The organism is Pedobacter mendelii, from assembly GCF_014635725.1.
GTDB classification, from domain to species: domain Bacteria; phylum Bacteroidota; class Bacteroidia; order Sphingobacteriales; family Sphingobacteriaceae; genus Pedobacter; species Pedobacter mendelii.
This window is the reverse complement of record NZ_BMDJ01000002.1, coordinates 262,103-286,063: the sequence shown is the minus strand read 5'-3', so window position 1 is coordinate 286,063 and position 23,961 is coordinate 262,103. Positions and strand designations below refer to the sequence as shown.

At 37.6% G+C, this 23,961-nt stretch carries 9 protein-coding genes; all 9 read left to right on the top strand.

Annotated features, from left to right (window positions below):
- The first annotated feature begins 172 nt into the window (after positions 1-172).
- The 9 genes from IEV50_RS04640 to IEV50_RS04600 all read left to right on the top strand — a co-directional run bounded on the left by IEV50_RS04640 (position 173) and on the right by IEV50_RS04600 (position 23,896).
- Positions 173-3,739, top strand: a complete 3,567-nt coding sequence (locus tag IEV50_RS04640) for a SusC/RagA family TonB-linked outer membrane protein (protein ID WP_188412078.1) — start codon at positions 173-175, stop codon at positions 3,737-3,739.
- A 10-nt stretch (positions 3,740-3,749) separates the two neighbouring features.
- Complete coding sequence (locus IEV50_RS04635; protein ID WP_188412077.1) at positions 3,750-5,306, top strand: RagB/SusD family nutrient uptake outer membrane protein; 1,557 nt, start codon at positions 3,750-3,752, stop codon at positions 5,304-5,306.
- A gap of 83 nt (positions 5,307-5,389) precedes the next feature.
- Entirely contained in the window at positions 5,390-6,439 is a 1,050-nt protein-coding gene (locus IEV50_RS04630; RefSeq protein WP_188412076.1) for a TlpA disulfide reductase family protein, read from the top strand.
- 73 nt (positions 6,440-6,512) lie between these two features.
- Positions 6,513-9,377 carry a M16 family metallopeptidase gene (locus tag IEV50_RS04625; protein WP_188412075.1) on the top strand — a complete coding sequence of 955 codons (2,865 nt, stop codon included), beginning with the start codon at positions 6,513-6,515 and terminating at the stop codon, positions 9,375-9,377.
- Positions 9,378-9,823: 446 nt separating this feature from the next.
- Positions 9,824-13,897, top strand: coding sequence for a hybrid sensor histidine kinase/response regulator transcription factor (locus IEV50_RS04620; protein WP_229746627.1), 4,074 nt, complete (start codon positions 9,824-9,826; stop codon positions 13,895-13,897).
- Between the two features lie 486 nt (positions 13,898-14,383).
- Positions 14,384-17,251, top strand: coding sequence for a SusC/RagA family TonB-linked outer membrane protein (locus tag IEV50_RS04615; RefSeq protein WP_188412073.1), 2,868 nt, complete (start codon positions 14,384-14,386; stop codon positions 17,249-17,251).
- Between the two features lie 18 nt (positions 17,252-17,269).
- Positions 17,270-18,991, top strand: coding sequence for a RagB/SusD family nutrient uptake outer membrane protein (locus IEV50_RS04610; protein ID WP_188412072.1), 1,722 nt, complete (start codon positions 17,270-17,272; stop codon positions 18,989-18,991).
- A gap of 32 nt (positions 18,992-19,023) precedes the next feature.
- Positions 19,024-22,149: a SusC/RagA family TonB-linked outer membrane protein gene (locus IEV50_RS04605; RefSeq protein ID WP_188412071.1), complete on the top strand. Its 3,126-nt coding sequence runs from the start codon at positions 19,024-19,026 to the stop codon at positions 22,147-22,149.
- Between the two features lie 13 nt (positions 22,150-22,162).
- Positions 22,163-23,896, top strand: a complete 1,734-nt coding sequence (locus IEV50_RS04600) for a RagB/SusD family nutrient uptake outer membrane protein (RefSeq protein WP_188412070.1) — start codon at positions 22,163-22,165, stop codon at positions 23,894-23,896.
- Positions 23,897-23,961 lie beyond the last annotated feature (65 nt).

Below are 23,961 nucleotides of genomic sequence, written 5' to 3'. Positions count from 1 at the left end.
TACATCAATAAAAAAGAAATCTTATCAATTAACCAGCTGTATGCTTTTGGCTTCGAAACACAAGGCATTGCAGCAATAAACCAAACCAAACAAACTTAGCGAAAATTGCTTGCAAAAGCAATTTCAATGGTCTATTGTCGACCTGCCAAGGATGTTTACAAACGACAACAAAATGTATAAAATTTATGCAAAGAACAGAGGGGTGCTTAAAAAGTATGCCCGTAAAACCATGCTAATTATGCGATTAACTACCGTTATTATTCTAGCAACTATAATGCAGCTTAGTGCAGCAACCTTTGCGCAGAAAATTAGTCTTTCAAAATCAAATGCCCCTTTAAAAACGGTTTTAAAAGAAATAAGGCTGCAGAGCGGTTACGATTTTGTGTATACCGAAAGCCTTTTAAATGCTTCAAAGCCTGTAAACATAACGGTAAATAAGGAAAACCTGGAAAAGGTGTTAAACCAGGTATTTGCTAACCAGCCGCTAACTTATACCATAAACAAGAATACAATTACCCTTAAAGAAAAGGAAAAGGGTTTAATGGAAAGTATCATAACCATTTTTGCTAAATATGATATTAAAGGAACCATAACCGATGAGAATGGAAAACCATTAGCAGGTGCAACAATTCAACTAAATGGTAGTGATAGTAAAACAATCCTTACAATTTCTGATGAATATGGAGACTTTAAGTTTTCTAACCTTGCTGAAGGTACTTATGGCTTAACTGCAAGTTATCTGGGTTATATAACGCAGAAATTTAGTGTAAGCTTAAATGGGAAGGATCTAAAGTTTAATATTAAACTATTGAGTGCTAGTAAAGAGCTGCAAACCGTTAGCGTTGTAAATACCGGTTACCAGCAGCTTTCTGCCGAAAGAGCCACGGGATCCTTTGATTTAATTAAAAAAAGCCAGATCGAAAAACCAAATCAAAGTCTTGCACAAAGGTTAATTGGTGCCGTTGCTGGTATGCAGGTAAAACAAGACGTGGATGGTACGCCAAGCATTCAGATTCGTGGGCAAACCACACTTTATGCAAATGATGGAAATAATGAACCACTGGTTGTAGTAGATGGTTTTGCAATTCGAAACACGAGTTTAAATTATTTTAATTCCGTTAATCCCAATGATATTGAAAGTGTAACCGTATTAAAAGATGCAGCGGCCTCGTCTATATGGGGCGCACGTGCCGCAAATGGGGTAATTGTAATTACTACAAAACAGGGAGGCAAAAATGCTCCGCTTAAAATAGAATTATCTGCCTTTACACAATTCTCGCCAAAATTTAATGTTGGCTATGCAACCGGACATGCATCGTCTGCAGAGACCGTTGAATACGAAAAACTCGCTTTCAATAAATGGGGTGCTTTTCCAAATTCGGGTTCATTTTATGAAAATTACAGAACATCTGAAGCATCAGTTGCTTTAAATGAAAACCAACTTGGCTATTTGACCGATGAGCAACTTAATAATAGGTTGGCACAATTGAAAACAATGGATAATCGTGGCCAGATTTCTGATTATTTGTTAGCTAATCCAACAACAACACAATATAACCTTACGCTTTCTGGTGGTACTGGGCGAATGAATAATTTCGCGTCTATTTTGGCCGAACAAAATCAGGGTAATTTTAAAGGTAGTGAGAACAAAAAGTACTCATTTAATTACAGAACTACTGCGAATGTGTTTAAGTGGCTTGATGTTTACTTATCAACCAGCTTAACTTATCAGAAAAATAAAAACAATGGCATTGGTTTGTACTATATCCAATCGCTATCTCCTTATGAAATGCTGAAAAACCCGGATGGATCACTAACAGATATTCATCAATATTACCAGCCCATTCTCGATAGGTTGGTGCCGCTTTCAAAATTTCCATATTCATTTTCTTATAATCCCATTCAGGAAATTGAAAACCAAAACATTACCGCTAACAACATTACTGCCCGCTTACAGGGTGGGCTTACCTTTAAGATTCTACCGGGTTTAACTGTTGATTCAAAAGTACAATACGAAAACTTAAGTATAATTAATAAAGCTTACCGTAACGAACAAACCTTTTATGTACGGGATTTAGTAAATACCAGTTCGAGTTGGGATCAGACACTTAATGGAGCAGTAACCCCAAATTTGCCATTGGGTGGTATATTGGGGCAGGAACGCAACACCCTTGAAACCTATAATTTTAGAAACCAGGTAAACTATACTAAGATGTTTGCTGAAAAACATGAAATTAATGTGGTTGCCGGCGTAGAGCTTAATAATGCGGTTGCAGAAAGCTATTCTAATCCTACAACATACGGTTATAATGAAAATACGCTGAATGTAGGTAATTTTCCTAACGGACCTACTGGTACCACCAATTGGTTTGGCTACGGAAACTATTTTAATTATACAAACAGCTTTGGTTATTCTACACGCCGCTTTTTCTCTTTGTTTGCCAATGCATCGTACACGTATTTAAATAAATATACGGTTTCGGGCAGTTACCGTACAGACGCATCAAACCTGATTAGTAAAGAACCCAAATACCGCTATTCGCCATTTTATTCTATGGGTTTGGGCTACGATTTAACGAAAGAATCGTTTATGAAAAACATTGGCTGGTTGAATCGTTTAAACCTGCGTGCCACTTATGGATATACCGGTAATGTAGATAATCTTACAAGTCCTTACACATTAATTAATTATTCTACTAGGGCTAATGATTATACTAAAGATTATACCGCAAGCATAGCCGATAATGGAAACCCAACACTTACCTGGGAGAAAACGGGTACGATTAACCTCGGTATCGATTACGCAATATTAAACAACAGGTTATATGGTAAAATTGATGTTTACAGCAAAAAAGGAAAAGATCTTTTGGCTCAAATAGCCATTCCATCGGTAAATGGAGCATCCGTACAGCGGTTTAATAATGCTGAAATGACCAATAAAGGGATAGAGCTTACTTTAGGAACGATGATTCCGATTAAAGGAAATGATATTGTTTGGAATGGCAGTTTCAACGCCTCATTAAATAGAAGTAAAATTACCAAACTCTTTAACCCGAACAGCCCGGCTTATGCGCTGGTGTCAACAGGTCAGGGTTCTTACAGGGAAGGCTATGATCCGAATACAGCTTGGGCTTTTGAATATGCAGGGCTTGAAAATGGCAATCCGGTTGTTGAAGGGCCAAATGGTACAAAACTCCAGCTTTCGAATTTTCCATCAATTGATGGGCTAGGTTTTCTTAAAAATGCAGGTACCATTAATCCTCCATATATTTTAGGGATGACCAACTCCTTTAAGTTTTATGATTTCAATGTGTCTTTTATCGTAATTGCAAAATTTGGAGCTGTATTTAAAGGGCAATACTTTAATTATCCGCAATCGGGTGGGGTAACTTTGCCAAACAGTAAGCTTTCTAATGTACTCAGCGGCGATCCTGCTACTATGCTCACACTACCTTCAAACCCGAATGATTACAGCTACGGCAGCTGGATTGGTTATTATCCATATTTAAGCTACAACTATCTAAATGCTAATTTGGCCAGGTTGCAGGAAGTAAACCTAAGTTATAGTCTGCCAAAACGTTTAACATCAAAAATAAATGTTCAAAACGTACAGCTAACCATTCAGGGTAATAATCTCTATACAGTGTTGGCCAACAGCACAGGCGAAGATCCTGAATATCCTATTGGAACCATTAGGCCACGTGCACAATACACTTTTGGTATTAAAGTAGAATTATAATTAAACCATTATGAAATCAAGCAAAAAATTGTTAATTGCCATTTGGATGGTTTTAACAACCTTAATCATATCGAATACTTCTTGTAATAAATTTTTGGATGCAAAGCCATCAAAAGGTACTTCAATAGAGTTACGTACAACTGATGACTTAAACGCACTACTTAATAACTTTGGAACATTTAACAATGAAAGCAACAATGCGGTAATCTACGGAACAGACGACAACGGCTTATCTGTTGATTTATATGATGCACAGCCTTTTGTTTTTTCTTCGATAGCCGTTCAGTATTCTGTATGGGATATTAATTATTTGGCGCAAACCGACCAATCTAATTTTAGTGGCCCTAACTTTTGGAGCAATGAATACATCAAAATCTTTAATGCAAATGTAGTATTGGCTAACATAGATGCAGTAAGCGGTTCGGCGGCTGATAAGGCGGCACTGAAGGCTGATGCACATTTTATAAGAGCCTATAGTTACTGGGAATTGGCAAATACCTATTGTTTGCCTTATACGAATGCAAATCGGAATGAACCTGGTTTGCCTATTAAAATAACGCCAGATTACAATCCGGTAACCCGCCAAAGCCTTGAAGCAACTTATCAGCAAATAGAGGCTGATTTGACAGAAGCACTTAAAACGACTGTACCACTGTTGCAAAATGGGGTTGCCCGAAATTGGCGGGCTAACTCGGCAGCAGTAAATGGCTTTGCAGCACGTTATTATCTAAATCGCAATGATTACGCTAATGCCCTAAAATATGCCAATGCTTCGCTAACCTTGTATAATGTTTTAATTGATTACAATACGGGTATGAGGTATGGTACACCAACAAGCACAACCATTAATACCGGAACACCAAATGAGCAAACGGTAACCCTGAATTTTCCTTACACGCATGATAGAAATACTGCCTTTGACCCGGCAGATGCCTTAGGGTGGAAAGAGTTTCTGTATTATAGATTATTAAACAATGCAGATAGATGGTATATTCCAAGTGAGGCACTAATTAGCTTGTACGATAAGAATAATGATCTTCGATATAAATACCATTACGTTCAAAATTACTCTTACAAAAGAGGTTTAAATAACCCGGCATTAAGTTACCCTGGTTATGTGTTTTTTTATGAGGATAATATGCCTGAAGGACCAACGGTTGCCGAAATGGTTTTAATTAAGGCAGAATGTTTGGCCAGAACCGGTGATGTTGCAGGTGCTATGGCAGCTGTAAACCAATTGTACAGTAAGCGTACTTTAACTGGCACAGCAGCACTTGCGGCCAATGCACAAGACCAGGCCATTACTGTTATTTTGCAAGAAAGACGAAGGGAAATGCCTTTTAGTCAACGCTGGTTCGATATCCGCAGATTTAACAATAATGGTTATGCAAATGATGATGTTCCGGTAATTAGCCGCGTATTTTATCCATATACAACTACCAGTGTATTGAATACGGAACCATTAAAAACCTATTCTTTAAGAGCGAATTCAAGGCGTTTTGCTTCGCCATTACCGCAAAGTGATATTACCAATAGTAATGGTTCTATTCTTCAAAATACCTATTAATTAATTCTTCAATTGATTTGCTTATCCGGTTTTTTAAAGATCGGGTAAGCATCAATTATGTTTAAATCTCCTATAAAATAATAATGAAAACATTGATAAGTATCCTAACCATTTTGCTTCCTTTTACTTTAAGGGCGCAGGTTAATAATAATTACACAATTGAAGGAAAAACAAATCAACCCGCAACTTTTACCCTTCAATACACTTTAGATGGTAAATCCCTAAAAAATACCGCTGAAACAAAAAATGGTGAAATAAAACTCACCGGAAGCATAGATGGTAAAGTGCAGGCCAATTTAATGATTAGTCCAAAGGAAACAGAGAACCTAAAAAATGGCCTGATGGCTACAATGGTACGTTTTTGGCTCGAACCCGGTAACATTAAAATAGAAAATCTGGATTCGCTACAAAAAGGCTTACGATTTTCAGGTACAGCACTTAATGATGAAACCAATGAATTAAGCCGCGAAAAAGCAGCCTTGGTTGGTTTAAAAGAAGGAAAAGAACAAGATGATGCCATAAAAGAGGTTGTTGTAAAATTTATAAAAGCACATCCTAATTCGTTGGTTAGTTTTATGGAACTCGATTATACATTATCTCGCGGAATACCCGAACTTACGCTTGTAGAGCCTTTATTTAACAGCCTGTCTGCAGCTATAAAATCTTCTCCAATGGGACTGGATTATCAGAAAAAACTGATTAAATGGAGAACTGTTGATATTGAATCTATAGCTCCGGATTTTATACAGCCTGATCAATTTGGGAAAACCGTAAAACTTTCTGATTATAAGAGTAAATATGTATTGATAGATTTTTGGGCCTCCTGGTGCCACCCCTGCCGGGATGAAAATCCAAATCTGGTTAGCCAATATAACCTGTATAAAAACAGCAATTTTACCATCCTAAGTATTTCATTAGATGAAAGAAAAGAAGACTGGCTGAAGGCAATTAAAGAGGATAAATTACCATGGAAACAGGTTTCTGATCTGAAAAGAAACAATGAAGCCAAAGTGAAATATGGCGTTCAATCTATACCTGATAATTTTCTGGTTAATCCCGATGGAAAAATAATAGCCAAAAACCTTCGGGGAGAAGCACTTAATAAAAAACTGGCAGAAGTTTTTGCGAAATAACCAATAAAATAATTGTCAAACGATTTTTATTTCGGAAAGAGCTATCGCCTCCGAAGAATTAAACCACACAATAATGCAAAATAAAATATCACTTAAAATACAAATTACTGCTATCCTAATTGTGATTTGTGCTTTGTGCACGAATGCTCAAACCCAAATCAGGAAGGCATCCTTAAAACCAACAGAAAAAAATGTAGCATCTGCAACGGAAACCTTGCCGCTTGATCCCAACGTTAAAACCGGTAAACTTAGTAATGGGTTTACGTATTTTATCAGAAGAAATATACACCCAAAAAACAGGGTTATTATGTATCTGGCGAACAAAGTAGGTTCGTTAATGGAAAATTACGACCAGCAGGGATTGGCGCATTTTATGGAACACATGAACTTTAATGGAACTAAAAATTTCCCTAAAAACGAGCTGGTAGATTACCTGCAAAAATCGGGCGTTAGGTTTGGAGCTGATATTAATGCTTACACCAGTTTTGATGAAACCGTTTATCAATTGCCGCTACCAAGCGATAAGCCTGAAATTCTGCATAATGGTATTCAAATTATGCGTGATTGGGCTAAAGGTGCTACGCTAAATCCTTTAGAAATTAATAAAGAACGCGGAGTGGTTTTGGAGGAGAAAAGATTAGGAAAAGGCGCCTCGCAGAGGATGCAGCAAAAGATTTTTCCGGTATTGTTTAATCAATCGCGTTATGGACAGCGCTTACCTATTGGATTGGATACTGTATTGAATAATTTTAAACCAGCAACATTAAACCAATTTTACAACGATTGGTACAGGCCTAACTTACAGGCGCTTATTGTAGTTGGCGATATTAATGTAGCTGATATAGAAAAAGAAATTAAACTAAAGTTCTCTAACCTTAAAAACCCCGAACGGGAGCGTGTTAGAACAAAATATAAGATAAATTTAACCAATCGTAATCACTTTATAACAGCAACCGATCCGGAAGAAACTTCAACCCAGATTCAGATAATGATTAAACGAGAGGCATTGGTTGTTAAAACAAAAAAAGATTATCAAAATTACATCAGCCGGAAATTGTTTAACTCGATGTTAAGTAATCGTTTTCAGGAACTTATGCAGCAAAAACAGCCACCTTTTATTGCCGGTAATGCAGTTATAGGTGCGTTTATAGGCAACATAGATGCTTTTAATATTAATGTAGCCGCCAATCCGGGAGCATTAGAAAAAGGCTTTAAAGCTGCATGGCGGGAAATTGTTAGGCTAAATCGCGATGGCTTTACCAAAACAGAATTTGATAAAACTAAAGCAGACTATTTAAAAAATATTGAAAATACATACAGGCAAAAGAATACGAATTACTCAGACCTTTATGTTGGTGAATATTTAGATTATTTTTTACGTAGCAGTGCTGCTCCAGGCATGGAATGGGAGTACAGTTTTACAAAACTTATTATGCCTAAAATTACATTGGCAGATTTAAATGCCTTATTCAAAGAATTTAATTCGGATAAAAACAGGGATATTATTATTACGGCACCCGAAAAAGATAAAGCTTCTTTACCTGATGAAAACAGCATAAATGATTGGATGAAATCGGTTCAGGAGGAGGAAATTCCATCCTATAAAGATTCTTTCACCGAAAAACCTTTGCTAGATAAAAAACCAATACCCGGTAAAATTGTAAAACAAACAGAATTAAAGGAAATCAATGCCACTGAGCTGGTTTTAAGTAACGGTACTAAAGTAATATTAAAGTCTACAAAATTTAGTGATAACGATATATTGGTTAAAGCGGTTGCACCAGGTGGTTCTTCCCTTTACAGCGATGCTGATTATGAATCTGCAAATTTAGCAGCCTATCTTATTACAAGTTCAGGCTTGGGCTCTTATGATTACAATCAATTAAACAAGTATCTTGCCGGAAGTACAATTGCATCCAGTCCTTACATCTCAGATTATAATCAAGGCTTCCAGGCTGCGGCATCTCCTGCAGATCTTGAAACACTCTTGCAGATGTTTTATTTATACTTTACCAACCCTAAGAAAGATTCAACAGCTTTTGAAAAATTTATTTCCCAATCTAAAGGCAGTTTAGCCAACAGAAAAGATAATCCCGAAAATACTTATTATGATACCATAAGTACGATGATGGGGAACTATAGCTCGAGAAGAACGCCGCCAAGTATAGAAAAATTAAATCAAGTTGATCTGGATAAAAGTTATAAAATATTCAGACAAGTTTTTTCAGATGCATCAAATTTCACCTTCACTTTTGTTGGCGATTTCGACATCAACAAAATAAAACCATTAATTGAAACTTACCTTGGTGCTTTGCCAACTACAAATAAACATGAAAAAGCTAAAGATCTGGGTATTCACCCGCCTTCCGGAAAGATTACAAAAATTATTTCGGCAGGTTTAGAACCAAAAGCCACAGTAAGACTAACCTTTAGCGGCGACTATGATTTTGGATATGAAAATAATTTAAATATGGATGCCATAGCCGAAGTGCTGCAAATTAAACTTATTGAACGTTTGAGAGAAGAAGAGAGTGGGGTATATGCGCCTTCGGTAAGCATCAAGTATGCCAAAATACCATCAGAACGCTACAGTTTGAGCATTTCACTGGGTTGTGCACCTGTAAACGTAGATAAACTTATTGCCTCTACTCTTGATGAAATCAAGAAGTTAAAAACAGCTGGTCCTTCAATTATAAATGTAGAAAAGTTCAAGGCTGAAAAAATCAGAAACCATGAAACTCATCTTCGAGCAAATGATTTTTGGTCAGAATACCTCGATCAGCAAGCTTTAAATATGGATGATATGAGTGAAATTGTAAAATTTGATGACCTAATGAAAAGGATTAATCCTGAAAATATTAAAAACGCAGCCCAAAAATATTTGAATGAAAATAATTTAATACGCATTATTTTAATGCCAGAAAAATCTAAATTTTAAACGAATTTTCTTCATGAATAGCTGTTTGCCTTGTTATGGACCGCTATTGGTAACTTGCCAGCTAGGGCACTTTGTTTTACTACTCAGTAGTAAGCATAAATACGTTAGACCAATTTATTGAATCAAGTTAGTGATGATGATACTTAAGCCCGATGGATGTCGGGCTGAGTATTTTTTGTTTAAGGTAAAAGTTATGTTTAGCAAGCCAGTTAAAAAGGAGGTAATCGCTTGCTGTTTAAGTCAGTATTCGATTTTCGAATATTTCAGTGCCATAACTAAAAATTATAAGTACCTTGTTATTTCCTATTAAATTATATTTTACCATTAAGAACTGTAATTTAATAAACGGATAAGACCAGTATTTCTAAAACCAAATATGCTTTCGCTCTACTAACCAAATGTTGTATTCATTAAAAATGAAGAGATTCTCTTTTTTTATCGTCATTATGAGTTCGATATTCTGTGGTGTAATGGCGCAGCAAAGTCAGTATCAGTTTTCTCACTTAAATGTTAGTAAGGGTTTGTCCAATAATCAGGTAACCACTATTTTTAAAGATAGCCGGGGATTTGTTTGGTTCGGCACGGCAGCCGGCATAAACAGATATGATGGTTCAAAGTTTAAAAGTTACACCCATCATTTTAATGATACTACTTCACTAGATGATAATTATGTATTAAATATATTGGAAGGCCCTGAAGGCAAGCTCTGGATAAAAACCAAATTGGGGCTAAATATTTATGACCCATCGACGGAAAAATTTTCAAAAAACCTGATCGCTTCCCTAAAAAATATAAGCATTCCCGCTACTAAAATATCAGATCTTTTTAAAATAAATAATTGGGCCTATGCCTTTACTGTGCCTGAAATGGGTTTTTATCTACTCAACTCCAAACATAAAGCCATACATGTTTACCACAAGAATGGAGATGCCACGAGCATCATCAGTAGCGCAATCAGCAGTATAAACGGTGATTCGAAAGGTTATATATGGATTATGCATAAAAACGGCACCTTAGAACAGTTTAATCCTGTTTTAAACAGGGTTGTTTCCCGTATAACCATCTTGAAGGTGCCCGGCTTGGCCGGGCTAAACTACACTATTTTTGTTGATCGTAAAGATCGGCTTTGGTTATACTGCACAGGGATAGATAATGGGATATATTTATTTGATGCGAATAAGAAAGTGCTTAAACATTTCGATAAAGATTCAGCAGAGGGGAGGTTAAATTCAAAAATTGTTAATAGTATCACTCAAGATGATGAAGGCTTAATGTGGATTGCCACTGATCATGGTGGAATTACCTTGCTAAATGAAAATACCTTAAAAAGTCATTTCCTTGTGAATAATGAGGGCAATAGCAAAAGTTTGACCCAAAATAGTGTGCTTTCAATTTATAAGGATAATCTTGGTATTATCTGGGCGGGTACCTATAAAAAAGGGGTTAATTATTACCACAAGAATATCCTTAAATTTCCCAGTATTCATCATTTTATCAATGATGGAAAAAGCCTGCCTTATGAAGACGTAAATAAATTTATTGAAGATGATAAAGGAAATTTATGGATAGGTACTAATGGTGGTGGATTGATTTACTATAACCGTGGGCTAGGTACATTTAAACAATATAAGCACAATACTTCTGATCAAAATAGTATAAGCAACGATGTGGTGGTAAGCTTATATATCGATCATGATAAAAAACTATGGATAGGTACTTATTTTGGAGGACTTGATTGTTTTGATGGTAAAACTTTTATCCATAATAGACACAGTGATAAAGATCCTTTCAGTTTATCAGACGATCGGGTATGGTCTATCATGGAAGACAGTCAAAAAAGATTTTGGGTTGGTACTTTAGCAGGAGGTGTAAATCAGCTGGATCGAACCACCAACAAATTTTACCGTTACAAATACCAGGGTAGAAACGGAATAAGTTCAACATACGCGTCCTCAATTGTAGAAGATAAAAAAGGCAATATTTGGATTGGAACATCTCAGGGGATTAATGTAATACAGAAATCAGGTGAAATCGTTCACTATATACATCAAGAAAAGGGTGCGCCAGGTTTACTAGCTAATACCATAAATAACTTATTTATTGATAGCCGGGGATGGGTTTGGGCAGCGACAGCAGAGGGCTTAAGCATGTTAAATCCTGCTACCGGCAAATTTAAAAACTTTACGAAAGAAGATGGCTTGCCAGATAATAACATAAGGGATATTCTGGAAGATAATTCCAAAAATATGTGGATAAGCACAACAAACGGTTTATCAAACATCACGTTTTCGAAGTTACAAAAGGGTATAATCTACAGATTTTCTAATTATGATGAAGCAGATGGTTTGCAGGGCCTTGATTTTAATGAAAGGGCATCTTATAAAACAAGTAAAGGTGAGCTGATTTTTGGAGGCGCAAATGGATTTAATCTATTTTATCCTGAAAAGATTACGCCCGTTAATAATATGCCTGATATTGTATTGACTGATTTTCTGCTATTTAATAAGAATATTAATCCTGGCCAACTGGTTAATAATCATATTATTCTTTCAAAATCCATAAATGAAACCAAAGAGATTTCTTTAAGCTACAACGAAAATGTTTTTACAATTGAATTTGCTGCTTTAGAATATTTTAACCCTGAAAAAATAAAAATCCATTATTTGCTTGAAGGCTATGACAAGTCATGGCTTACAACCGATAATAAGATTAGGAAAGTAACCTATACTAACCTCGATCATGGAGATTATACATTTAAAATATTTGCTATTAATGATAAAGGCAAGCGAGGCAAGCTTTTAACGCTTCATATAATTGTAGCTCCACCACTATGGAAAACAGGTTGGGCATATGCTTTATACGCAATGCTACTTGCGGGGGTGCTTTATTTTATGAGAAGGCGGGGTATTGATAAAATCAAAGCTGAATTTCTACTTAAACAGGAACGGGAACAGGCAAATAGCCTGCATGAACTCGATATGATGAAAATAAAGTTTTTCACAAATGTTAGCCACGAATTTAGAACCCCACTTTCGCTCATACTTGCCCCTGTTGACAAAATTTTAGGTCAGATTGATGACCCTAACCATAGACAACAACTACAGTTGATTAGCCGGAATGCCAAACGATTACTAAATCTGGTTAACCAATTGCTAGATTTTAGGAAAATGGAGGTACAAGAACTAAAACTGCATGCCAAAAATGGTGATATTATTAAATTCATTAGGGAGGTAACACTGTCATTTACTGATGTTGCAGAAAAAAATAACATCAGCTTTGTTTTTGATTCTGACATCGAATTGTTAGAAACAAAATTCGATCACGATAAAATCGAGCGCATATTATTTAATCTGCTTTCTAACGCATTCAAATTCACCCCCCAAACCGGACATGTAAGTGTGCTGTTGAGCATGCAAACGAATAAGTCACGGCGCGAAAAATGGCTGGAAATTACGGTTATTGATACAGGTATTGGGATTCCAATGGAAAAACAAGAGAAAATTTTTGACCGTTTCTTCCAGCATCAAACACCCGAATCAATAGTTAATCAGGGCAGTGGTATAGGCTTATCCATCACAAAGGAATTTGTGAAGCTGCACAACGGCGAAATGATCGTAAAAAGTCAGGTAGGCGAAGGAAGTAGTTTTATCTTTCGGTTACCGATTAAGGTTCGCCAAATTATCAATACAAACGGTACAGAAGTGCCTGGTGAACAGCAGTGTACTTTGGCACCAAAAACCACAAAACAACCAACTTTGCTACTGGTTGAGGATCATGATGATTTCAGGTTCTTTTTAAAAGACAGCTTAAAAGAACACTTCCATGTGATTGAGGCCAATAATGGTAAGCAAGGATGGCAAAAGGCACTGGCTTTACAGCCCGACTTAATTGTAAGCGATATTAGTATGCCAGAAATGAACGGAATAGATTTAAGCCAAAAGCTTAAAAATGATGTTCGCACGACCCATATTCCGGTTATTTTATTAACCGCCCTAACCGGTGAAGAACAGCAGCTGAGGGGCTTATCTACCGGTGCGGCAGATTATTTAACTAAACCATTCAATTTAGAAATATTGCTTTCAAAGCTTAAAAATATTTTGCTCCAGCAGGATTTGATGCGTAGAACTTATAAGAAACATGTAGCAATCAACCCGGGAGATGTTGAAATAGAATCTCCTGATGAATTGTTTGTACAAAAAGCATTGCAGGTGATCGAAAAAAATATCGGTAACACTGAATTTTCGGTAGAAGAGCTAAGTAGCGAAATGTGTATGAGCCGGGTTACACTCTATAAAAAAACATTGGTGTTGACTGGCAAAAGCCCGGTCGATTTGATTAGAACAGTTCGTTTAAAACGGGCGGCTCAGCTGTTGTCCAATGGCTATTTAACCGTATCGCAGGTATGCTATAAGGTTGGCTTTAAAAGTCAAAAATATTTTACAAAGTCCTTCAAAGCAGAATTCGATGTGTTGCCTTCATCCTATTCGGGTATTTATAAAGAAGAAGAAAACCTTAAATAGTGTGCTAATTAAGATTCAGAATTCTAAAAAAAGCAAAAAACGCACCTTTAAAGGGCGTTTTTTGTGCTTAAAAGGCATTTCTTATGTATTGGTTAACATTTGTACCCCTAAAAATATACATTGCAATATTTTCATTACACTATGTTTATTCCCAATAAACAAGCAGTGTAAACCGGATACTAAACTGGTAGCGGTTTACCAATAACCAAATATAACTTTAACCCCATATCCGATAAGTCTTACCGAATACCTGTGACTGATTTTTTTTAATGGCAATTAGTGCGTCATAAAATTAGCCTTTGTAAGAGTTACCTGATTGGATGAAAGCATCAAATCAAATTATTAAAACAACTTAATTAATGCACATGAAGAAATAAATTTTACCAACGACTTATAAACTAAGCAGTATAGTGCTGATGACGTGTATCGCATCATGCTAAATACTGCCTTTAGCTCCTAACCAAATAAAAACCAAATAATGTATGTATGAGAAATAAATCTTTACTCAAAGAAATTGCTATAATAATATCTATTTGTGCAAGCTCGCTGATTGCGGTTGCCCAAAAAAAGGGAAAGATTGTAGTAAAAAACGACAGCTCGTTAACTAAAATCGATCCGCTCATCCTCAATAAGGTGAATTTTCCTTTAAATATTGCTGTGTTGCCTGAAAATACCACCTCTTCTACCCAGGCCGTATACACATCAAGTCTTGTTAAACAGCCGGTTTCTAATGTTCTTAATGCCTTGACAGGTCGTTTAGCTGGATTAAACACGCAGCAGATTACTGGCCAACCTGGCTTTGATGGGGTTGTGCTTTCATTGCGTGGCCGCACGCCAATCGTTTTGATAGATGGCATACCGAGGCAACTCACCTCAACTGATTTAGAGGGTATAGAATCTGTTACGGTATTAAAAGATGCTATGGCTACGGCAATGCTGGGTGTTAGAGGAGCAAATGGTGCTGTTTTAATCACAACAAAAAATGGCGTGCGTGGCGTTCAGCAGATCTCCCTAACCGTACAATCGGCTTTTCAAAAGCCATTGAGTCTGCTTAAGCCGCTGAATTCATTTGATTACGCAACACTGCGTAATGAAGCCGTTGCAAACGAGTTGCGTGTTAACCCAAACTTTAATACTGGATTAAGATTTAGCGATGCAGATTTGACAGCTTACCAAAGTCATTCCGACCCTGTTGGCCATCCGGATGTTAACTGGTACAATCAGATACTAAAATCATCAGCACCTTTAAACAGGTATAGTTTAAATGTTTCTGGTGGAAATAAAACCGTTCGGTATTTTACTGAAGTTGAGCATTTGTACCAAGATGGGCTATTAAAAACAAGCGACATTAATACGTACAACACTAACCAATATTTTAGCCGGTACCTAATTAGATCTAATGTGGATATCGATATTACAAAAAATGTTTCTGCGGGAATTCATGTTTTTGGAAGTATAGCAAATGAAAACGAGCCTGGCGTAACCACAGCAACGCTATTCAACTCATTTTTAACGACGCCGAATAATGCTTACAACATTTACAATGCCAATGGAAGTTACGGAGGTAATACTACTTTCAGGAATAACCTCCAAGGGCAAGCCTTCAGTTCCGGGTATCAGCAGAATTATTCACGTAACCTTATTGCCGATTTTTATGTAAAAAGAACCCTGGATGAGGTTACCCCAGGGTTGTATGTAAAAGCTTCTGTTGCCTACACCTCAAGCCTTTCCGAAAACATTAACCGAAGTAAGCCAGTAATCGCTTATCAGCAAACGATATCCAATACGGGTGATGTCAGTTATGGTCCCGCGTTAACCCCAACAAGTGCACAGATAAACACTAATTTAATTAGCGGAACAACAGGGTTAGACGGTTTGGGGCAATTCAGGCAAAATTATTTCGAATTATCTACGGGCTGGAACCGCACTTTTAATAATGCTCATGATTTTAATGTTGCTGTTTTAGCAAATAGCGACAGCAAAAGCGATGGTGCAAATTTACCCTATACCATACAGGGAATTTCCGCTCGTGCAAGCTACACTTACAAGAAAAAATATATCGCTGAATTTGCAGAAGCATACAATGGTTCAAATTACTATTTAACCGACAATCATTTTAAATATGGTTTTTTTCCGGTTTTTGGTTTAGCTTGGAACATAGCCAACGAAGACTTTATACAGCGTTTGAGTTGGGTTAATACATTAAAGCTTTCTGCTAATTTTGGTAGAACGGGCAATGATAATCCTGGCTACTTTGTTTACTTGCAACGTTATAACAATGCTGCCGCACCTTATTTTGGCACCTCAAATGGTGCAAATACAAGTTTAGCCGAGGGTACTTTGGCCAATCCAAACATTACCTATGAAAAGGCTGATAAGTTTAACATTAGTTTACAGGCTTCAGTATTAAACAACAGGCTAGGGTTTACGGTCGATTATTATTATAATAAATTTTCGGATCTCTTAATTCAACGCGGTCAAAATACTTCGTTAATTGGTAATTCGTATCCCAATGAGAATATTGGGCGTAATCAATACAGTGGTATGGAGTTTCAGCTTTCGTGGCAAAACCCAAAATCTGGTGATTTCAGTTATTATGCCTCGTTTAACGCCGGTTTTCAGCAATCAAAAGTGTTGTATGCAAATGAAGTCGCCCAGCCTTATGACTATATGCAACGTACCGGACAAAAGGTTGGACAGGCTTTCGGTTACGTAGCGGAAGGCTTTTTCCAAGATCAGGCAGATGTTAACAATGCTAAACAAAATGGTGTAGGTGTGGTAACCGGTTATATCGCTCAACCCGGAGATATAAAATACCAGGATCAAAACAAGGATGGTTTAATTAATCAGTTCGATCAGGTGCCAATAGGCCCAAAAGGCCCGTATATCACATATGGTGCAGACCTTGGTTTTAAATATAAAAACTTCGATATGAGCTTCCTTTTTCAAGGTGCAGCCAATTACAATGTTTACTTGAATGGCAACAGCTATTGGGAATTTCAAAACAATGGTTTCGGTCAAGCCTATGAACAGCAATTGGGAAGATTTACATCAACCAATACTGCTGGTGCAACTTACCCCAGGTTAAGCATAGGCAACAATAGCAATAACCAAACCTTTTCCACATTTTGGTACCGCAAAGCTGATTTTATTCGATTAAAAAATCTTCAGGTTGCCTATACTTTGCCTATTAAATATGCAAAAGCTGTAAAACTAAGTTCGGTAAAACTGTTTGCCAACGGCGTTAACTTGTTTACGGTTACCAGTCTTAAAGGAGGATTAGACCCAGAGGTATATAACGGCTTATATCCGATACAGCGGGTATTTAACTTTGGTATTACCGCAAAGCTTTAATATTAAATAATTAAGATCATGAAAAAAACAATATATATAAGCTTTTTATTCTTTTTTATGATAACGGTTATGCCGTCATGTAAAAAGGTAGAAAATCAACCAAGAGATTTAAACACGCTTGATCTTGTATTTGATTCGCAGGATTTAAATGCAACATTGGCTCAACAATTTTTAAATAACATCTATAATTATTTACCTACAGGTTTTAATCGCATTAGTGGAGATTTTTTGGATGCAGCATCTGGTGATGCGATATCTTCGCTTGCCAACACCCCGATATCTTATTATAATAACGGATTGGTTTCTTCGACAACAAATCCCGACGGCTATTTTAGCAATAGTTATAACGGGATTCATCAAATTAACATCTTTCTGGCGAATATAGATAAGGTGCCTGTTCCAACGGCCAATCCAACACGTACCATCACCTGGAAAGCAGAAGCTAGATTTATTAGGGCATTTCTGTACTTCGAATTACTGAAAAGATACGGTGGTGTGCCTTTAATAGGCGATAAAATCAATGGATTAAATGATAATCTCCAGCTCTCACGAAATACCTTTGCCGAATGTGTTACCTACATTACGACAGAATGCGATGCGGTTAAAGGGCAGTTAAATTTAGAGCCTATTTCTGCTACCAATCTTGGGCGTATACCCCGTGGTGCGGCGATAGCTTTGAAGAACCGGTTGTATTTATATGCTGCGAGCCCTTTGTTCAATGGTGGTGGATTTGAAAGTGATGCTACCCTTAAAGTTTTAACAGGTTATCCTAACAACGATCCAACACGTTGGCAAAATGTAATTGCCTCAGCAGAGGAGCTAATTAATCTTGGCGTTTATTCTCTTGTACAATCAGGTAATGCGGGTTACGTGAATATTTTTTCTCAAAAACAAAATTCAGAGGTTATTTTAGCCAAACAGCAGATTAATGATTTTACGCTTGAAACGGTTAATGCGCCAGTAGGTTATACGGTAAACAATACGCAAAGCGCCGGGCGTACCAGCCCAACACAGGATTTCGTAGAAGCTTTCCCGACCATCAGCGGCCTGCCCATTACCGATCCACTATCGGGTTATAATGCTGCGGCACCCTATAGTAATCGCGATCCTCGCTTTAACGCCATCATTTTTTATAATGGAAGTGCCTGGCTAAACCGTAGTGGTGGTGTGCAGACTTTTGATGGTGGTTTAGACAGACCAAATATTACGTCTGTTAATCAAACCAAAACCGGTTATTACCTGCGTAAGTTTCTGGCCGATAACTCGACCAGCAGCTCTTACTCGGCACAAAGTCACAACTTTGTTTATTTCAGGTATGCGGAAATCCTTCTTAATTATGCCGAAGCGCTAAATGAAGTTGGCCGAACAGAAGATGCCGTACAACAACTGATTCTGATTAGAAAACGTGCTGGTATTCAGGCAGGTTCAGGTTCAAGATATGGCATCGCCACAGGCGTGAATCAGGCAGGTTTACGTACCCTTATGCAACAGGTGGATCGACGCATAGAACTTTCTTTTGAAGAACATCGTTTTTGGGATCTCCGTAGGTGGAAAATTGCACCAACAGAACTTAATAAAACTTTGCGAGGTATACAGATTACCAAAAATGCCAACGGAACTTATACATACCAAACAGTGCCTGTTACCACGATAACCTTTCAGGAAAAGCTATATCACATGCCGATTCCATATAATGAAACGGTTACCGATGCAAACCTTAAACAAAATTCGGGATGGTAATGATTTTTAAAAAAATTGTAAACTATTATACAATGAAAAAACTCAGATTATTAAGTTTTACACTGACATTATGCTTTATAGCATTATTTGCCAATGCGCAAAACAGGCAAATCCAAGGTACCGTTCGCGATTTGCAAGGTGTAATTCCTGGTGCTACCGTAATAGAAAAAGGAGCAGTACCTGTTAATGGCGTGGCAACAACTGTAGACGGAAAATTCACAATTACTTTAAAAGGAAAAAGCCAGATACTTATTATCAGAAGTCAGAGCTATGTTACTAAAGAAGTAGAGGTTACAGGTTCAACTATTAACGTAACTTTGGAATCCAAAACACAGGATTTAAATGAGGTTGTTGTTGTGGGTTACGGAGCTGTTCAAAAGAAAACGCTAACGGGTGCGCAAAGTGCGGTATCGGGTGCCGATATTCGGCAAAATCCATCTGCCAGTTTGCAAAATACTTTAGCTGGTCGTTTAACTGGATTTATATCCCAACAAACTACTGGTCAGCCAGGGTCAGATGGTGCTAATTTCCTGGTACGTGGTGTAAGTTCGCTTAACGGCAATAATAATCCATTAATTATTGTGGATGATATTGAATTTAATTATGATCAGTTTAGAAATATCGATCCCAATGAAGTTGAGTCTGTTACTGTACTAAAGGATGCCTCGCAAACTGCTGTTTACGGCATCAAGGGCGCCAACGGAGTAGTGGTTGTTACAACACGTCGTGGTAAAAGCGGCAAGCCGCGTATGTCTTTTCGTAACGATTTTGGCGTATCACAACCAACTAAGTTGCCTACCTATCTTGATGCATACAATACTGCACTTTTAGTTAACCAAGCAAATACTAATGATGGCGTTACCCCTCGATGGACGGCTGCTGATCTTGCCCTTTTCCAGAATGGTCAGGACCCTTATGGGCACCCTAATATTAACTGGCGTGATGAGCTATTTAAAAAATTCGCCAAACAGTACAAAAGCACGTTTGATCTGCAGGGCGGCACTGAAAATGTAAAATACTTTGTGTCATTGAGCTATATTAATCAAGGTGGTTTAACCAAAGATTTTAGCGAAGACCAAGGGTACAACGGTAACTATTTTAATCATCGCTACAACTATCGTTCTAACCTTGATATAAAGGCCAATAAAAACCTCGACATACAAATCAATGCTTACGGCAATATTGGTCAGGTAAATGTACCATCGGTATACTATCCTTCAACCAATGGTAATAAAAATGATGTGTTTGGCGAATATGGAAGTTTCCTGGCACTATCACCTTATGCCTATCCGATAAAAAATCCTGACGGGAGTTGGGGGTATTCAAATTACCAATCCAATGTAACAAATTACATTACCCCAAATATTATCCAACGGTTAACCCTTGATGGTTATAACCGAACAAATTTAAATAATATGGTACTATCTGGGCAAGCTAATGAAAAACTCGACTTTATTACCAAGGGCTTAAGTGCGAGAGGTTTGCTTGCGTATACAAGTAATTACAGCAATACTATCGGTTTAACACGGGTAAACTTACCGTCTTATATTTACAATCCAACCAATAGTACTTACACCCCTGCTTTTGCTAATATATACAGGCTGGAGCGATTGGGAACAGCTTATAATGGAGGTAGTACGCAGCGTAGAGTAACTGCTCAGGCTTCGTTAAATTATGATCGCAGTTTTGGCAGCCATCACATTAACTCTTTGCTGTTGTACAATCTATCTAGTTACAACGCCAGTTTGCCGGTCACAAATATCAATTATGATAATTACAACTTTGTTCCGAGTGTAACTCTGGGTACTACTGCCCGAGTTACCTATGATTTTAAGCAAAAATATATCGTTACGCTAAGCGGTGCATATAATGGCACCGACAGGTTCCAGAAACATTATGGGTTTTTTCCAGCCGTTTCTGCTGCGTACAATATTGCAGAAGAATCATTTATGAAAAACAACGTCAAATTTATTGATGTTCTTAAATTCAGGGCTTCTTATGGTTTGATTGGGTCTGATTTATTAGGTTCAGGCCAAACTTATGTGTACTTACAAAGCTATTTGCCGAGCGGTGGCAATCAGGCAATATCGTTTGGTGAAACTAATGGCGCTACTTTGCCTGCAAATAACGGCCTACAAGAAGGTACGCTGCCAAACCCGGCGGTTACCTGGGAAAAAAGCAAGCAACTGAATATTGGTGCTGATTTTGCGCTATTTAATAAAATTAACGGAGCGGTAGATGTATTTAATAATGATCGGTATGATCAGTTAATTCAGCGTGGAACGGTGTCTGCCATATTTGGCCAATCGCTGCCACCTGTAAATTTAGGAAAAACAAATACCCGTGGTTTTGAAGTTGAATTAAACTATCATGATAAAATAGGTAAAGATTTTACTTTTAACGCCAGAGGAACGTTTTCGAAAGTAAAGAGTAAGATCATATTTCAGGATGAGCCATCTACGCTGTATCCATGGCAATATTACACCGGACATCCGCTTGGTGCACAGGCCAGGTACCATTTCCTTGGTTTCTACAATGCGGCAGATATTGCAAATCCGGCTGTTGCAAAGGCTTCTGCAGGTGTTACCAAAGCTGGAGATTTAAAATATGAAGATTTAAATAAAGATGGATTTATAGATGGAAAAGATCAGGCGGTTTCTGATCTTACAAATACACCTATAAATAATTTCGGGGCACAATTAGGTTTTGCTTATAAAGGTTTTAGTATGAGTGCATTATTTCAGGGGGCAACGGGCTTTGTTATTTCGGGTTCTGAGGAAGCAATAAGGGCTTTTTCAGCAAATTTACAACCGATACATCAACAAGCATGGACACCAGAACTGGGCGATAATGCGAAATACCCATATTTAACAACTACCCGAACCATAAGTGATCCATCAAGTGCTTCCGATTTCTGGACCATTTCCGGTAATTATTTGCGATTAAGAACAGCAGAATTCGCTTATTCATTTCCTGCAAAATTTGTGAGCAAAATCGGATTACAAAGTTTGCGCATTTACCTAAGTGGAAATAACTTATACACCTGGTCTGATGCTTATAAAAAATACGCCTTAGATCCTGAAGCAACTTATGGCACCACCCAACAAAACTATCCGCCACAACGCATCTATAATATCGGCTTAAACATTACATTATAATTAAAAATTGATTATGAAATATCTTTTCAGTATTTTAACAATGGTCATTCTTTTTACAGCTTGTAAAAAAGGGTCAGTATTGGATAATAAGTCCAATAATGCATTAAATGAGCAAACTGTCTTTTCTGACAGCGTAAACACCATAAGCTTTTTAACCCGTATTTATGACGATGAGGGCTTTGCTTTTTTCAAAACAAGGTGGGAAAATGGCGGAACGGAACAGGCGACCGACGATTCGGAGTTTAGTTTGTCAAATCCGGCACGTAGACCAACCATATATTACTCCTCTAATTATACTGCGGATGGCGTTCCCGGTTTTGCAGAAGTGTGGTCTCTTCCGTGGACAAATATAAGAAGCTGCAATTTATTGTTAACAAAACTGCCTACAACACCATTGGCTGCATCTACACAAAAAAGGGTTGCTGCCGAAGCCAGGTTTTTACGTGCCTGGTATTACTATAATTTGTTAATTAATTTCGGCGGGGTACCTATTATCAAAGATCAGGTCTTTGATATTAACGATTTTGTTAACATCCCCCGCAACAGTTTCGGTGATTGTGTAAAATATGTTTCAGATGAACTGGATGCCGCTGCCACCATATTACCCGTAAGTTGGTCGGGGAATGATTATGGCAGGGTAACTAAAGGTGCTGCGCTGGCGGTAAAAGCGAAATTATTACTATTTGCTGCAAGTCCACTTTTTAATGGAAACAGTTATCCCGGGCTGGCCACTGATCCTACACGTACGGATGCTGCCGGATATGCAACCTATAGTGTCAGCCGATGGCAAGCTGCTGCTGATGCTGCTAAAGCTGTTATGAATACGAACACCTATGCACTCGTTACGGACAACAATACCGCGCCGGGCTATGGTTTTTACAACATGTTTTTACAACGTATAAACAGTGAATATATTTTTTATCACAATCGTTTCGCGAATAAGGATTTCGAGATATTTTATCTGCCTAGTACCCGTAATGGGAGTAAATATGGTACGCCAACCCAAACTTTGGTTGATGCTTTCCCTATGGCTAATGGAAAGGCCATTACCGATCCCACCTCAGGGTATGATGAAAACAATCCATACGTAAACCGTGATCCCAGGTTCGGTTATTCCATCATTTATAACGGAGCTACGTATTTTAATTTAGCCACAAATTCTAATACGCAAGTATTTACTTATGTAGGAGCACCTACAGATGGCTTTGTATACAATGCTTCTACCACAGGCCCAACCGGATATTACTCCCGTAAGATGTGCGATGCCACCTTAGCGGCCAATAGTCCGGGAAATACAAACAGAGGTTGGCCCTTGCTACGTTATGCGGATATTTTGCTGATTTATGCTGAAGCCATTAATGAAACTGGCCAAACTGCTTTGGCTTATCCTGTTTTGAAACAATTGCGAGCTAGGGCAGGAATTGCTCCGGGTACGGATGGCAACTATGGTATAAACCCGAACATGGATGTTGTTGCGATGAGGGCCTTTGTTCAAAACGAAAGACACATTGAACTGATGTATGAAAATACACGCTGGGACGATGTAAGACGATGGAAAATTGCCCTTACCACACAAAACGGAAGGAATAAGTTGATGCAGATTACGAAAAATGCGAATGGAACCTATAGTTATAAGGTAGTTTTATCATTTTATCTACATGCGTTTGCTGAAAGAAATTATCTGTTGCCAATTCAAACTAGTGAGATTAGGAAAGCACCTGCAATGGTGCAAAATCCCGGATGGTAGCAAAGCGTCCTGTTCTGTAATGAGTTTTCGGTAATGGCTGTTGGAACAAAAATATAACCGCCATT

Bases quoted from the DNA above. Each gene is read 5' to 3' on its own strand.
- IEV50_RS04600 (WP_188412070.1), top strand. From the start codon at position 22,163: ATGAAATATCTTTTCAGTATTTTAACAATGGTCATTCTTTTTACAGCT.
- IEV50_RS04625 (WP_188412075.1), top strand. From the start codon at position 6,513: ATGCAAAATAAAATATCACTTAAAATACAAATTACTGCTATCCTAATT.
- IEV50_RS04605 (WP_188412071.1), top strand. From the start codon at position 19,024: ATGAAAAAACTCAGATTATTAAGTTTTACACTGACATTATGCTTTATA.
- IEV50_RS04615 (WP_188412073.1), top strand. From the start codon at position 14,384: ATGAGAAATAAATCTTTACTCAAAGAAATTGCTATAATAATATCTATT.
- IEV50_RS04640 (WP_188412078.1), top strand. From the start codon at position 173: ATGTATAAAATTTATGCAAAGAACAGAGGGGTGCTTAAAAAGTATGCC.
- IEV50_RS04630 (WP_188412076.1), top strand. From the start codon at position 5,390: ATGAAAACATTGATAAGTATCCTAACCATTTTGCTTCCTTTTACTTTA.
- IEV50_RS04610 (WP_188412072.1), top strand. From the start codon at position 17,270: ATGAAAAAAACAATATATATAAGCTTTTTATTCTTTTTTATGATAACG.
- IEV50_RS04635 (WP_188412077.1), top strand. From the start codon at position 3,750: ATGAAATCAAGCAAAAAATTGTTAATTGCCATTTGGATGGTTTTAACA.
- IEV50_RS04620 (WP_229746627.1), top strand. From the start codon at position 9,824: ATGAGTTCGATATTCTGTGGTGTAATGGCGCAGCAAAGTCAGTATCAG.